Below are 13,747 nucleotides of genomic sequence, written 5' to 3' on the forward strand. Positions count from 1 at the left end.
AGAAAGTTCTATTAGAAATTATTTACTTCACATGACTTGCCAATTCTTTTTGAGCTTTCTCATTTGATTCAGCTTTTTCTTTCAACCATTTTTCACGAGCTTTTTCATACTCTTCTTTGGTGATTGCTTTTTCACCAACTTCAGTGTACTTCAAGTATCCTGAATTTTCACCTTTAAGGCCGGCTACAGAATATGATGAGCTAAATGGTAGAACTTTTGAAACATATGAAACGGCTGTTTCTTTAGGAGAAGCCATTACTGGAATTGTCAAAGCATTGTCAGTCAACCAAGCTTGTGCTACCGCGTATTTTTCATAACGTTTTTGAACATCTTGGTTTTCGCTGTTTGCATCATCAAGTAATTTTCCATAGTCAGCTAAAGCAAGTTTGCTTACTACTGATGCATCAGTGTTTTGGTCAATACCAAGGTAAAGGCGAGTGTTTCCTCCCTTGATGACAAACTGATCCAAGAAAGTAGAAGGATCTTGATAGTCAGGGTTCCATCCTAGCAAGGTGTGGATATCCCAATCTTGCTCTTTAGCTGTTGGAGCACTAAATGAAATTGGTAAAGCTTCTGCTTGAGTCATTTGTTGCAAGTCTACAACAACATTATCTGAACCCAATACTTTTTCAATTGATTGTTTCAATGATTGAACACGGTTTACAACCGCTGTTGATTCTTGGATAACCAAGGCATCCAAGTGGATTGGGAATTCAACACCTTCAGCTTGTAGGCTTGATTTAGCTTTAGCAAAGACTTCTTTAGCTTTTTCTTCATTGTAAAGTCCATTTTGAGAATCTGCTAGAGATACGTTTGACCAAGTAGAAGAATTTGTCTTAGCCAAGCTATCTTGTACCAATTCACCAAATGTTTTCTTACCAACTTGAAGATTATAAGGTGCAAACGTATTACGGATGGCTACTGCAGCTCCATCGGTACCATTTGTTTGAGCTGAATAAGAATTGCGATCGACCGCAAAGTTCAAGGCTTGACGAAACTCCTTATTTAGCAAAGCTTTTTGAGTAGATGTCTTTTGGGCATCACTTGTCTTAGCAGTGTGGTTATAAGTTGTACGGCCATAGTTCAAGCTGACAGTTGCAACACCAGCACCTGGTTCGTTAAAGTAAATGTTATCTTTGAAGTCAGCTGCATATTTTTCATATGTAGAACTTGTAGGGAAGATACGAGCTTTGCTATATTGACCATCAGAAAAACCTTTGGCAATTACATCTTGATCCTTACCGTCCCAGAAAGTGAACTTAACGTTCTCAATTTTTACATTTTCTTTGTCCCAGTAAGCGTCATTTTTAGCCATCTCGATAGATGATTTAGGAGTTACAGCCTTCAAGACAAATGGACCGTTATAAAGAATAGAGTTAGCATCTGTTGGAGAACCAAAACCTTCCCCTTTTGAAGCTAAGAATTCTTCATTAACTGGCATCAAAACACCACTAGTAGTCTTGTCATTCCAGAAAGTTTCTGGCTGGTTCAAAGTATATTCTAGTGTTTGATCATCGAGTGCTTTTACTCCGACGGTTGAAAAATCGCTTGTTTCACCCTTAATATATGCTTCTAATCCCTTAATAGAAGAGCTAACGATTGAAAGTCCTTTTGATTTTCCATCTACCGCATGTTTCAAACCAGTAACGAAGTCTTTAGCAGTGACAGGAGCGTACTCTTCTCCCTCTGCTGTCACCCATTTAGCATCCTTACGGATTTTATAGGTATACGTCAAACCATCTTTTGAAACTGTCCATGATTCAGCAATAGAAGGAACCAGATTACCATATTTATCGTTAGCCAACAAACCATCTACAGCATTTGTTGTGATGAATGATGTTGAATCGATATTGCTGACGATATAATCCAAGGTTTCTGGATCTGTTTGATAAACATATTGGTAATCTTTTGCTAGTTTCGCATTATTTGAACTAGTGTTTGAACACGCAGCTAGAACTCCTGACGCTAATAAGGTAGCTCCTGCTACAGCAAGCACTTGACTTTTTTTCATTTCTTCACTCCTCGTAATAAAGTATAGGTTATTATCGATTATACCATAGATTTTAAGATGTTTCAAGAAAAATAAACGAATTTTCAGAATATTTAGGCTTATTAACACAAATTTTTCATTTTTTCTGAATATATGATTCAAATTATCGTTCGAAGTATCAAAGGCTACAGCGAAAATAGGAAATTTGATGCAGAAACTTTGGAGCTTAGGAAGCCCTATAGTAAAGCGAAATACAGACTGAACAATGTGATTTTGGAATTCAAACTAAATTATAACAATATTGTAGAAGTATCATTCTAGTATTCAAGATTCAGTTTACTATATCTTTTTCACACCAACCTTATTCCGAATTCAATTACTTTCGTGATTTACACATATAGATTAAGACTATCTTTTATACTTTAAAATTTCTCGCTACCTTATCCACTATATACGCCTTGCTATCACGTTCCTGTTAGTAGTGCCACGATTTCGCTATCCCTTCCTTTGACAATTCTTATTTCCTGCGTCAGACTTAAAACGATCTATCCCCAGACCATTTTAATCCACTACCTCACGATAGTCAGGCTTGGGGAGAGCTATTGTATTCACCGATAGTGGATCCCTACAGAGGACTTACACCTCAGATACACGACATGCCCAGTGTATATAAAAAATCTCCTACACAAGGTAGAAGATTTCAATCTTATAAACTTAATCCGTCATGTCCGATACCAAGGTTCGATGCTCCAATGGAACACTGCACATAACTAGCAAGAAAATGAAACCTGACTGAATCCAGAAGAGGGCCAAGTCAAAGATTCCATGCACAGCAACCACTGTAAGGAAAGACAGATAAAGACCGATAATCGGACGTTTCCCCGACTCCTGACTCATATCCATCATCAAGCGAACAGGAGCAACAGAAGACAAAACTAATAAAATAGTCCCCACAATTCCGTAACTCAGAATCGTATCAATATAAAGGCTGTGAGCATGTTCATGATAAGGAGCATGTATCCGAGGATACGAGTGCATATAGGTCAATGGCCCCTCACCCCAAAAAGGATTTTGCTTAAACAAGGCCATCCCAGCATCCCAGATAGAAATGCGTTCTTCCATAGAAGAGTCTAAAGTCCCCATCCGAACTCCCAAATCACTGGAAAAGAGGAAACTCAAGCCAATCGCAAAGACCCCTATACTAAGCCAAAAGGCCTTCCAGTTTTTAATGGTCGTAAAGAGATAAATAATGGCTCCAGCGATAATAGCAGGAAAGGCAGTTCGATTTTGAGTAAAGTTCAATCCAAAGAGATTCACAAAGCCTGCAAACACACAAAATACTTTCAACCAATTCAACTTGGTCGTTGTAAACAGATAGAAAGCAATCATGATACAGAAACAACAAATAATTCCATAATAATTAGGATTAAAGAAGGTCACTTCTGCACGATTCTGATGCCAGACCTGCATATTGGGTGAAAGAAAAGCATAGTTGAATTTCTTCACAATTTGGAAATGTTCTAAACTCGCAAAAACAGCTGACAAGACGCTACCAAACAAGACGAGCTGCAAAATCAAGCGAAAGAATTTATGGGATAAAATCGACTGATAGTGCAAAAAGAAAACAGTAAATAGAAAAATTCCTACTGAAGCCACAACTCCCATCCAATTTTGTGCAAAAATGGATATTACAGTACTATAGCCAAGAAAAAGAAGCAGCATCGGATGCTCCCCCATTTTCTGAAGAATACTTTTCATGTCTCCTGTAAAAATCAAACTGATAATATATAAACAGAATACAACTACAAAAAGATAAAAGGGTAAAAAGATACTCAGGATAATTCCCAATAAAATCAGCTCTTTACTAGACAACCCTCTCAGCTTTTCAATAAAGCCTATTGATTTCAAAATGAATCCTTTCTCTCCAAATCAGCTGATTCAGATAATAGTAAGCTATCCTATATTGTACCACTTTTTTAGCAATTTGAAAACAAAGGAAACGTTTTCTAAAATAAAAACCCTATTTCATCAACCATATCAAGGCTTCAAAATGTTACTTCAATTCCGTTTTCAATTACCCGATAAGTCTGATTTTGCAGATCAATTTCTGCTACTGCTGTTACGGACTTATCTTTATTTTGACGTTTGATTACAATGCTGTGGGCTGTTGGTGTTTCAACGTCAATAGTTCCTTCTAAATCAAATGCTACTGATCGATTACGGTAAGAAAATAGATTGAGAAGGGCCTTCACTACAGGACGTTGGACTTCTTCTGCTATTTCCTCATTGCTATAGTAATGACGATTAATATTTCGACCTTCTTTAGTTTCTTCTAATAATTTCAAATCATTCTTTCCTGCTAGTAGCCCCACATAGTAGACCTGGGGAATACCTGGAGCAAAAGCTTGAATTAAACGAGCAAGGAAATACTTGACATCATCATCTCCAAGCGCAGAATAGTAAGTTGAATTGATTTGGTAGATATCTAAATTGTTATACTCGGCACTGGAGTACTTACGTTTGACATTAGCTCCAACCTTATAGAGTTCATTTGAAGCATAGTCAATCTCCTCATCTGTCAGGATATCCTTGACATCCACCACTCCAATCCCATCATGGGTGTCTAGCGTCGTAAATTGCTTCATCGGGCTCATCTTTAACCACTTAGCCAAACGCTCTGTTCTGGAACTGTAAAGAGTATAGAGTGTCACCATTGGAAGCGCAAAATCATAAATATAGTAATCGTGATCCGCTATTTTAAACTGAATCGAATAATGTTCATGAATCTCAGGTAAGAGCTCTGTCCCATACTCAGCAGCGATATCTCGAACTTTGTCCAATAAATCCCAAATATCTGGTTCTACAAAGAAATCATTAGTATCCAATTTCTTCACTGCATAAGCAAAGGCATCTAGACGAATCAAATCACACCCATTACTTGCCAAGTGCTGAATGGTCTTACGGATAAATTCCATAGTTACTTCTTTGGTCACATCAAGATCAATCTGCTCCTCACCAAAGGTATTCCACAAATGTTCCACTGACCCATCTTCAAAAACAATCTCTTGCTTTGGTGCACGATCCTTACGCTTGTAAATTAAATCTACATCAGACTGTGTCGGACGGTTTTCTGGCCAAAACTTATCCCAGTTTAAAAAGAGATCTTTAAATTCACTGGCTTCATGTTTTTCTTGATAGTCCTTATAATACTTGGATTGACGAGAAATATGATTAATCATAAAGTCAAACATAAGATAATATTTCTCACCTAAACGCTTAATATCCTCCCAATCACCAAAAGCTGAGTCCACTTCGTCATAGTCAACTGGCGCAAATCCACGATCACCTGTTGATGGGAAAAATGGTAGAAGGTGAACTCCCCCAATAGCATCTCCAAAATGCTCTTCCAAATTCTCATATAAGTCTTTAAGATTATTTCCCAGACTATCTGAATAGGTAATCAACATAGTTTTATTTTGAATTGGCATCATTACTCTCCTTGTTCTAATTGAAGCCAAGTCTCATATGACTTGGCTTCGTAAATCAAATTCATGTTATACTCTTCGAAAATCTCTTCAAACCACGTCAGCTTTATCTGCAACCTCAAAGCTGTGCTTTGAGCAACCTGCGGCTAGCTTCCTAGTTTGCTCTTTGATTTTCATTAAGTATTAAATCTCTGTTTATCATCAAACTCGTACTAAATATAGACTTCAATAAACTAAGTACCACTTTCTTGTTTTCTACATAGAATTATCAACAAGCTGAACCCTTCCTCTGTGTCAGAGACTATAGATTCCATGAGTTCTTCTTACTTCACTGCTCCGTTGCTCATTCCTGAAATAATATGTTTTTGGAAGATGAGGTAGACGACAGTAATTGTTACAATTCCCACAATATAGGATGCAAAACTTGGCCCATAGTCATTAAAATACTGACCTTGGTAGTTGTACTGGAAGAGAGGCAAAGTCCACAGCTTGGAATCCTTATTCAAAATCAACAATGGCAACATAAAGTCATTCCAGAACCATAATGCATTGATAATCAAGCTTGTAGCATGCATGGGCTTCAGCATTGGAAAGATAATTCGACGGTAAGTTGTAAATCGATCAGCCCCATCAATTTCTGCAGCTTCATCTAAACTATCTGGTACACTGATTTTAATATAACCAACATACAAGAAGAGAGTCTGTGGAATTGCATAAGTTAGATAAAGTAGTACCAACCCCCACATATTTGCCAGGCCAAGTTTGCTCATCATAACTGTGATAGGAATCATAATCACCTGAAATGGAACAAATATCCCTAAGATCAAGAGCGAATACATAATTGCAAAGGCTTTTTTCTTGGACATATTTCGAGCAATGGAATAAGCTGCAGCTGGTATAAAGAAGGCTACTACAATCAATGATAATACCGTAATAACAGCTGAATTCCAGAAATAGCCTCCAATCCCATCCGAAATCAATCGTTCATAATTACTTAAGGTAAAAGGATTGGGCAAACCAAAGAAATGATTCATGATATCCTTGGTTGTCTTGAAGGAACTAAAAACCGTTACCAACAAAGGAACAAGTATGAGAATACCACCTACTATCAAGAGGACATACTTCCAAAACTGATTCAATTTTTCTTCTTTTTTCATGTGTAAGACTCCCCTATTAGATTTCAAATTTCTTTGATAGTTTGATTTGGATAAGAGAAACAATCCCAATAATTAAGAATAAAATCAAGGCAATTGCATTCGCATATCCATATTGATTACTCTTGAAGGCATAGTTATAGACTAAAAGACCAAGAGACGTTGTAGCATTATTAGGACCACCACTCGTCAAGGCAAAAATTTGATCAAAGGCAGTCAAACCGGACTTAAGAGCTAGGATAAAAACCATAGAAATCGTTGGCAACAAATATGGTAACTCAATCTTCCAAAAGGTTTGTTTGCTTGTTGCACCATCAATTGATGCCGCCTCCAAAATATCAGATGGAATACTCTGAAGACCAGCAAGAAAGAGAATAATTGGCATTGCTACTCCTTGCCATAAAAGAACAAAAATAGTTGCCACTACCGCACCGATAGGTGTTCCTAATAGACTTTCTTGTAAAAAACTAATCCCTAAAATTTTTCCAATCGTTGGAAGACCATAGTTAAAGAATTGTTTAAAAATCAAGGAAACTGTCAAACCAGACAAAACCGCTGGGAAAAAGAACCATGCTCTAAAGAAGGTCTGCCCTTTCATCTTAGAATTTAAGGCTCGAGCTACAACCATCCCAATTGTAATCTCTCCAATAATCAATGCCAGAGTTAAAATCAAAGTAAAAGCTATGGCTGTGAAGAATTTCCCATCAATCATCAGCAATTTGTAGTTATTCAGACCAACAAATTTATAATTATAGGTCAATCCAGTCCAGTTAGTCAAACTATAGAAAGCACCTTGTACCATCGGAAAGTAAAAGAAGATAGCTTGTAATGCAAGCGGGATGAGCAAAAAAGTCCAACCCCAGTATTTATTTAAAAATTTTCGGATAGCCATATCATCTTAACTCCTATTCTAGTCCAAATCTGCCTTCATTGGATTAAAGAAAGCATTGAGATTTTTTGCCATATTTTTCAGATTTTTATCCATCAAGTAACCTGCACTTAGATTGAAAAAATCTTCTTCAGAATTCCAGTGTTGGCCCAACCAAACATAATGTTTATCCGTAAATGCTAGTTTAGAAATCTCTGCAAGTGCTGAATCTTCTTTTTCCTGTACACCTTTTACAGCAACTGGTGATCCATCCACATCATAATATGCCTGCATAGCTTTTGGACTAGTCATATAGCTGATAAATTCTTCGGTTTCTTTAGGATGTTTGGTAGTAGCTGAAATTGATAATGCCATGTCCCCTGCACCAACAGTGACTTCTTTTCCTACTTCTTCTCCTGGGAAGGCAAACATCCCCACATCGAATTTTGGATCCTGTTGATTAATTGCCGCTAATGCCCATGATCCTTGTGGCATCATCAAGGTTTTTTCATTCGAAAATGCTACCACCGCATCGTTATAAGAGGCACCACGCCATCCATCTTGAGCATTATCCGCCAATAAATCTAGTCGTTCTGCATCTGCTTTTAAAATAGCATCATCTACAGAGATAGCGTTTGGTTTTGAAAAGCGAAGATAGTTATTAGCTGCGTCTCCACTGCCTGTAATGGTAATGAGAGAAAGTTGGTGATAACCGTTTAATGTCCATCCTTCATTGCCTGCAACTGCAAACGGAGAATTCCCACTATCTTTTATCTTTTTAACAATCTCTTGAAACTCTTTAAAAGTCTTCGGTTCCTCAAGTCCTAATTCTTTAAACTTTGTTTTATTGTAATAGATTCCATAAAGGTTAGCAGTTAAAGGAACACTATAAATCTTATTATTGATTGCATACTTTTCTGCATAGTCATTCTTAATGTTCTCAAGATAAGATTTCCCTGTCATATCTGTAAAGTAACCTGCTTTTGCCCACTCCTGAAAATCTATATTTTGAGGATAGATATTAACAATATCTGGAACATCTCCTGATAAAATCCGAGTCTTCAGAACAATTCCAGCTGCCGGAACAGTCGTCAGTTTTACATCAATAGTAGGATGATCCTTTTCAAAATGATCTACAATTTTTTGCAAAGTATCCGCCATTTCGGTCTTCTGGTTAAAAAATTCAATCATTACCTTTCCATCAGTCGATTGATTATTCTGACCACAAGCTGCTAGGCCTAGTACACTAGCACCAGCTGCTAAAAGAAAACCTGCTTTCTTATACCATTTCATTGGAAAGCCTCCTTTATAAATTTATACACCTTTATTATAGTCTTCTAAAAATATACTGTCTACTCAAAAAATCTCCTTGGGATAAGATAACAGTTAAGCCTGCATACATGAGTTCTGCACCTGAGTAAACTTCGCCATTTTCCTGTAATTCATACAGTCCCTCTTCATCCAAATCTTTTAACTTTAAAGTTGTTTCCATTGTCTCTACAACTGACAAAACGCGAACGTAGGTTACAATCGTTTGATTTTTGTAATTAAATTGTACAGCTGCTTCATTGGATTCAGTATCAGGGTTAATGAGTCTATACTGTTGTCCTAACTGAACTACTGGTCGTAATTCTTTATACAAGTTCACCTGATTAGCAATCGTAGCTTTCTCTTCATCGGATAAACTTGTCAAATCAAGCTCATATCCCAAATTTCCCATCATTGCTACATGACCACGAGTTTCCAATAGTGTCATCCGTCCCATCTGATGATTCGGTACTGCTGACACATGAGCCCCCATAGAAATGGTTGGATAGAGATAGGATGAGCCATATTGAATTGGTAAACGTGCAATAGCATCTGTATTATCACTAGCCCAGACTTGTGGAAAATAGCGCATCATACCAAGATCATTTCGTCCACCACCACCAGAGCAGGACTCAAAGAGAATATGGCTGTGCTTCTCTGTCAGATAAGCGACAAGTTCATAAAGCCCCAGCATGTACTGATGAGATTGCATCTGTGTCTCTATATAGTTCGAACCATTCCCCAGGTTAGTCATATTACGATTCATATCCCATTTAATGTAATCAATCTCATGATAAGATAGGAGTTCATCTAAGACATTTTTCAAGTATTCTACTACCTGAGGATTGGCAAGATTAAGTACTAATTGATTCCGAGAATAAGTATGCTCATAGCCAGGAACCTGAATAGCCCAGTCAGGATGTTTACGATACAAATCACTATCTACAGAAATCATCTCAGGTTCTAACCAAATCCCAAACTGCAAACCTCTTTCGTGGATTGCTGAAATCAGACTTTCTAGACTTCCACCCAGTTTTTTCTCATTAACAACCCAATCACCTAAAGCACGATTATCATCAAAGCGATTACCAAACCACCCATCATCTAATACAAAAAGTTCAATGCCAACTTTCTTAGCTTCATCAGCTAGCTCTAACAGCTTTTCTCTCTGAAAGTCAAAGTAAGTAGCTTCCCAGTTATTGATTAGAATTGGGCGTTCTTTTTTAGAAAATTTACTTGGCAGAATGTGCTTCAGTACAAAATTATGACTTTCATGACTAACACCAGTTAATCCCTTATCTGAATAAGTCACTAAAGCTACCGGTGTTTCAAAGTATTCCTCAGGGTCTAACTTCCAAGAAAAATTTTCCGGATTTATGCCAATAGCCACCCGAACTTCATTCAATTGATTTTTTTGAACAAAAGCTTCAAAGTTTCCACTATACATTAGTTGAATAGCAAACACATTCCTAGCATCCTCTGTGACTCCTTGTTCGCATAGTAGAAGAGCTGGTGTTTGAGCATGCCCAGAAGCCCCACGGTTTGAACTAATCGAAAAGATTCCTTGTTCTACCTGTTGACGTCTAACAGTCTTTTCACGAGCATAAGCACCCTGCAGAGTTACGATTTCGTAAGCTGCAGCAGGGAAATCAGCCATAAAAGAAAAATCTTTATGGATGACAACTTCCTGATTACTATTATTCTCTAATTTACTGTAGCTAGCAATTGTCGAATCATTATTAAAAGCAGTATAATACAAAGTCAGACTAAGTTGAGCCTTAGAATCTTCTAACATTAAGACAAGAGTCTCTGTATCGTCCATGCTATGTGGAGAAGGTAAGCCCTGTGGACCATTCTGACCTTTTAAAATCTTTGTTTCTACAAATCGAAAGTCTGTTACTTCAGTTGCATCATGCTGAACCTGTAAAGTTGGTTTTCTAAAGTCACCCAAACCATGTTGTCCAAAAATTTGACGTTGCGTATCTAAGCTAAAGGTTCGATTAGTAGCTGTTGGATTTCCTGAAAAGGCATGGTCTCGTTCATAAACACTATTGGAACTTTTATAGTTCTTAATAGTCTTTCCTAAATGTTTCAAAAGTAGGTACCCATTTCGATTTTCAATAATCAAACTTAGATTTTTACTCTCAACATAAAATAGATTATTCTCTATCCTAACTCCCATTTACTTCACCTCATCACTTTATTGACTCTATTTTATCATCTGAAATCGCTTTCTAAAATAGAAAAATGTCTCAAGAATATGGTAAAATGTTAGGTAGGAGGTAGCACATGCTAGTTTTTTCAGAATACCAGACTGGAACAATTGACCTTTCCCTAAGCTTTTATGGATATGAAGAATGCACACCAAATTACTCTTTTGGGCCAACAATTCGAGATACATACGTCCTACATTACATTACTAAAGGACAAGGAAAATTTCATTACAAGGGTAAAATTGTTGATTTAAAAGAAGGAGATTTCTTTCTATTAAAACCAGATGAACTAACCTTTTATCAAGCAGATAGTGAAGAACCTTGGGCCTACTACTGGTTAGGAATCACTGGAGGGAAAGCTCCTGACTATTTTGCTCTTTCTCAAATTTCTGATCAATCCTATCTCATCCAATCTGAAACTTGTCATACCCAGACCACTGCAAAACTCATCTCAGACATTGTTCGCTTCGCTCAGATTTCAAAATCAAATGAATTAGCTCAACTCCATATCATGGGACAACTCCATGAACTGATGTTTCATCTGGGAACTATTGCTCCCAATCAGAAAAAAAAGAATATTTCATCAACTCACCAACTCTATCTTGAATGCAAACGATTAATTGATAGCCACTATCCTCAATCACTTACAATTCAAGATTTAGCAAAAGAACTATCCGTTCACAGAAGCTACTTATCAAGCGTATTCAAAGAATTTAACACCTTATCACCCAAAGAATACCTACTCTACGTTCGAATGCACCGAGCTAAACAACTTCTCGAAAATACCCAAGAGTCCATCAAGGTAATTGCATACTCAGTAGGTTTTTCAGATCCACTCCATTTTTCAAAAGCTTATAAACAATACTTTAATCAGACTCCAAGTCATACAAGAAAAGAATACTCTCAATACCAACTAGTGAGAAAGGAAACACTATGAAATCCTACCAAGCTGTCTATCAGATTCTAGCTAAAGAAACCGACTATATCAGCGGAGAAAAGATTGCAGAGGAACTATCCCTAAGCCGAACATCAATTTGGAAAGCTATCAAGCGACTAGAACAAGAAGGCATTGAAATTGATAGTATCAAAAATAGAGGATATAAACTGATGAATGGTGACCTTATTCTTCCAGAGATTCTAGAAGAAAATCTTCCAATTAAAGTCAGCTTTAAACCCGAAACAAGCTCAACACAACTAGATGCAAAAGAAGCAATTGATTTAGGCCATGAAGCAAATACCCTCTATCTAGCTTCCTATCAAACAGCAGGCCGAGGTCGATTTCAACGTTCTTTCTACTCACCACAAGGTGGCATTTATATGACACTCCATCTTAAACCAAATCTACCTTACGACAAATTACCATCCTACACACTACTTGTAGCAGGAGCTGTCTACAAAGCCATTAAGAACCTAACTTTAATAGATGTCGACATAAAATGGGTCAACGATATCTACCTCAAAAATCATAAAATTGGAGGAATTCTCACTGAAGCAATGACCTCTGTAGAAACAAGCTTAGTCACAGATATCATTATTGGAGTAGGTATCAATTTCACTATTAAAGACTTCCCTCAGGAATTAAAAGAAAAAGCTGCTAGCTTATTTAAAACTACAGCTCCTATAACAAGGAATGAATTGATCATAGAAATCTGGCGTGCTTTCTTCGAAACACCAGCAGAGGAACTATTATACCTATATAAAAAACAGTCATTCGTTCTAGGAAAAGAAGTTACTTTCACACTAGATCAAAAAGACCACAAGGGATTTGCTAAAGATATCTCTGAAAATGGCAAACTTTTAGTTCAATGTGATAACGGAAAAGAAATCTGGCTCAATAGCGGAGAAATTTCACTCAAGGGTTGGAAGTGAAATAACACAATTATAATATAAACGATATAAAAATAACTTCAGATTAGTAATTCAATTAAGTTTTACAGATCTGAAGTTTTATTGTCTCTAAAAATAAAAAAGAGAGTTACAAACTCTCATTAAAACGGAGAATAAGGGATTCGAACCCTTGCGCCAGTTACCCGACCTAACGATTTAGCAAACCGTCCTCTTCAGCCTCTTGAGTAATTCTCCAATTAATGGGCACGAGTGGACTCGAACCACCGACCTCACGCTTATCAGGCGTGCGCTCTAACCACCTGAGCTACGCGCCCAAGTTAAAAAACTTGGTAATTTGAACAAAGTTCAAAGCGGGTGACGAGAATCGAACTCGCGACAACAGCTTGGAAGGCTGTAGTTTTACCACTAAACTACACCCGCATACATACTATAAGTAAAAATGGCGCGAGACGGAATCGAACCGCCGACACATGGAGCTTCAATCCATTGCTCTACCAACTGAGCTACCGAGCCTTATTGCGGGAGCAGGATTTGAACCTACGACCTTCGGGTTATGAGCCCGACGAGCTACCGAGCTGCTCCATCCCGCGTTAATAAAAAGGAGGATGTGGGATTCGAACCCACGCACGCTTTTACACGCCTGACGGTTTTCAAGACCGTTCCCTTCAGCCGGACTTGGGTAATCCTCCAATATTCAAATGGACCTTGTAGGACTTGAACCTACGACCACTCGGTTATGAGCCGAGAGCTCTAACCAGCTGAGCTAAAGGTCCGACAAGATCATTATAGCGGCGAAGGGGATCGAACCCCCGACCTCCCGGGTATGAACCGGACGCTCTAGCCAGCTGAGCTACACCGCCATGTATCGGGAAGACAGGATT

The 13,747-nt window shown here is 37.7% G+C and carries 9 protein-coding genes and 8 tRNA genes; 2 read left to right on the plus strand and 15 right to left on the minus strand.

Features of this window, described 5'->3' with window-relative positions:
- Window positions 1–22: 22 nt before the first annotated feature.
- From HW098_RS08745 to HW098_RS08775, 7 genes are all read right to left on the minus strand, one after another.
- Window positions 23–2,011 (minus strand): peptide ABC transporter substrate-binding protein, encoded by a 1,989-nt coding sequence (locus HW098_RS08745; protein ID WP_173282417.1) that lies wholly within the window; start codon window positions 2,009–2,011, stop codon window positions 23–25.
- A gap of 693 nt (window positions 2,012–2,704) precedes the next feature.
- A complete protein-coding gene (locus HW098_RS08750) occupies window positions 2,705–3,898 on the minus strand; it encodes an O-antigen ligase (RefSeq protein ID WP_176139861.1) in 1,194 nt (397 codons plus the stop codon).
- 137 nt (window positions 3,899–4,035) lie between these two features.
- Window positions 4,036–5,478, minus strand: a complete 1,443-nt coding sequence (gene gtfA, locus HW098_RS08755) for a sucrose phosphorylase (RefSeq protein WP_176139862.1) — start codon at window positions 5,476–5,478, stop codon at window positions 4,036–4,038.
- A 320-nt stretch (window positions 5,479–5,798) separates the two neighbouring features.
- On the minus strand, window positions 5,799–6,632 hold the full coding sequence (locus HW098_RS08760) for a carbohydrate ABC transporter permease (RefSeq protein ID WP_176139863.1): 834 nt from the start codon (window positions 6,630–6,632) through the stop codon (window positions 5,799–5,801).
- A 16-nt stretch (window positions 6,633–6,648) separates the two neighbouring features.
- The gene (locus HW098_RS08765; protein ID WP_001007686.1) at window positions 6,649–7,521 is read right to left on the minus strand and encodes a sugar ABC transporter permease; all 873 of its coding nucleotides are present in this window, start codon (window positions 7,519–7,521) and stop codon (window positions 6,649–6,651) included.
- An 18-nt stretch (window positions 7,522–7,539) separates the two neighbouring features.
- Window positions 7,540–8,790 (minus strand): extracellular solute-binding protein, encoded by a 1,251-nt coding sequence (locus tag HW098_RS08770; protein ID WP_176139864.1) that lies wholly within the window; start codon window positions 8,788–8,790, stop codon window positions 7,540–7,542.
- A 34-nt stretch (window positions 8,791–8,824) separates the two neighbouring features.
- The gene (locus HW098_RS08775; RefSeq protein WP_176139865.1) at window positions 8,825–10,987 is read right to left on the minus strand and encodes an alpha-galactosidase; all 2,163 of its coding nucleotides are present in this window, start codon (window positions 10,985–10,987) and stop codon (window positions 8,825–8,827) included.
- A 107-nt stretch (window positions 10,988–11,094) separates the two neighbouring features.
- Between HW098_RS08775 and HW098_RS08780 the strand changes: the two genes are divergently transcribed.
- Window positions 11,095–11,955: an AraC family transcriptional regulator gene (locus HW098_RS08780; RefSeq protein ID WP_176139866.1), complete on the plus strand. Its 861-nt coding sequence runs from the start codon at window positions 11,095–11,097 to the stop codon at window positions 11,953–11,955.
- Complete coding sequence (gene birA / locus HW098_RS08785) at window positions 11,952–12,887, plus strand: bifunctional biotin--[acetyl-CoA-carboxylase] ligase/biotin operon repressor BirA (RefSeq protein WP_088781338.1); 936 nt, start codon at window positions 11,952–11,954, stop codon at window positions 12,885–12,887. Before HW098_RS08780 ends, birA begins: the two co-directional genes overlap by 4 nt.
- A gap of 125 nt (window positions 12,888–13,012) precedes the next feature.
- Here birA and HW098_RS08790 read toward each other — a convergent pair.
- The 8 genes from HW098_RS08790 to HW098_RS08825 all read right to left on the minus strand — a co-directional run bounded on the left by HW098_RS08790 (window position 13,013) and on the right by HW098_RS08825 (window position 13,726).
- Window positions 13,013–13,100, minus strand: a tRNA-Ser gene (locus HW098_RS08790).
- A 6-nt stretch (window positions 13,101–13,106) separates the two neighbouring features.
- Window positions 13,107–13,180, minus strand: a tRNA-Ile gene (locus HW098_RS08795).
- Window positions 13,181–13,215: 35 nt separating this feature from the next.
- Window positions 13,216–13,286: transfer RNA gene (locus tag HW098_RS08800), tRNA-Gly, on the minus strand.
- Between the two features lie 20 nt (window positions 13,287–13,306).
- Window positions 13,307–13,379 (minus strand) — tRNA-Phe (locus tag HW098_RS08805).
- A gap of 3 nt (window positions 13,380–13,382) precedes the next feature.
- Window positions 13,383–13,456, minus strand: a tRNA-Met gene (locus HW098_RS08810).
- A 9-nt stretch (window positions 13,457–13,465) separates the two neighbouring features.
- Window positions 13,466–13,555 (minus strand) — tRNA-Ser (locus HW098_RS08815).
- Between the two features lie 10 nt (window positions 13,556–13,565).
- Window positions 13,566–13,639 (minus strand) — tRNA-Ile (locus HW098_RS08820).
- 13 nt (window positions 13,640–13,652) lie between these two features.
- Window positions 13,653–13,726, minus strand: a tRNA-Met gene (locus HW098_RS08825).
- Window positions 13,727–13,747 lie beyond the last annotated feature (21 nt).

The sequence above is a fragment of the Streptococcus sp. 1453 genome (assembly GCF_013276955.1).
Taxonomy (GTDB): Bacteria; Bacillota; Bacilli; order Lactobacillales; family Streptococcaceae; genus Streptococcus.

Excerpts from the sequence above, each read along its gene's own strand:
- birA (WP_088781338.1), top strand. The coding sequence starts at position 11,952 with ATGAAATCCTACCAAGCTGTCTATCAGATTCTAGCTAAAGAAACCGAC.
- HW098_RS08765 (WP_001007686.1), bottom strand. The coding sequence starts at position 7,521 with ATGGCTATCCGAAAATTTTTAAATAAATACTGGGGTTGGACTTTTTTG.
- HW098_RS08745 (WP_173282417.1), bottom strand. The coding sequence starts at position 2,011 with ATGAAAAAAAGTCAAGTGCTTGCTGTAGCAGGAGCTACCTTATTAGCG.
- gtfA (WP_176139862.1), bottom strand. The coding sequence starts at position 5,478 with ATGCCAATTCAAAATAAAACTATGTTGATTACCTATTCAGATAGTCTG.
- HW098_RS08770 (WP_176139864.1), bottom strand. The coding sequence starts at position 8,790 with ATGAAATGGTATAAGAAAGCAGGTTTTCTTTTAGCAGCTGGTGCTAGT.
- HW098_RS08780 (WP_176139866.1), top strand. The coding sequence starts at position 11,095 with ATGCTAGTTTTTTCAGAATACCAGACTGGAACAATTGACCTTTCCCTA.
- HW098_RS08775 (WP_176139865.1), bottom strand. The coding sequence starts at position 10,987 with ATGGGAGTTAGGATAGAGAATAATCTATTTTATGTTGAGAGTAAAAAT.
- HW098_RS08760 (WP_176139863.1), bottom strand. The coding sequence starts at position 6,632 with ATGAAAAAAGAAGAAAAATTGAATCAGTTTTGGAAGTATGTCCTCTTG.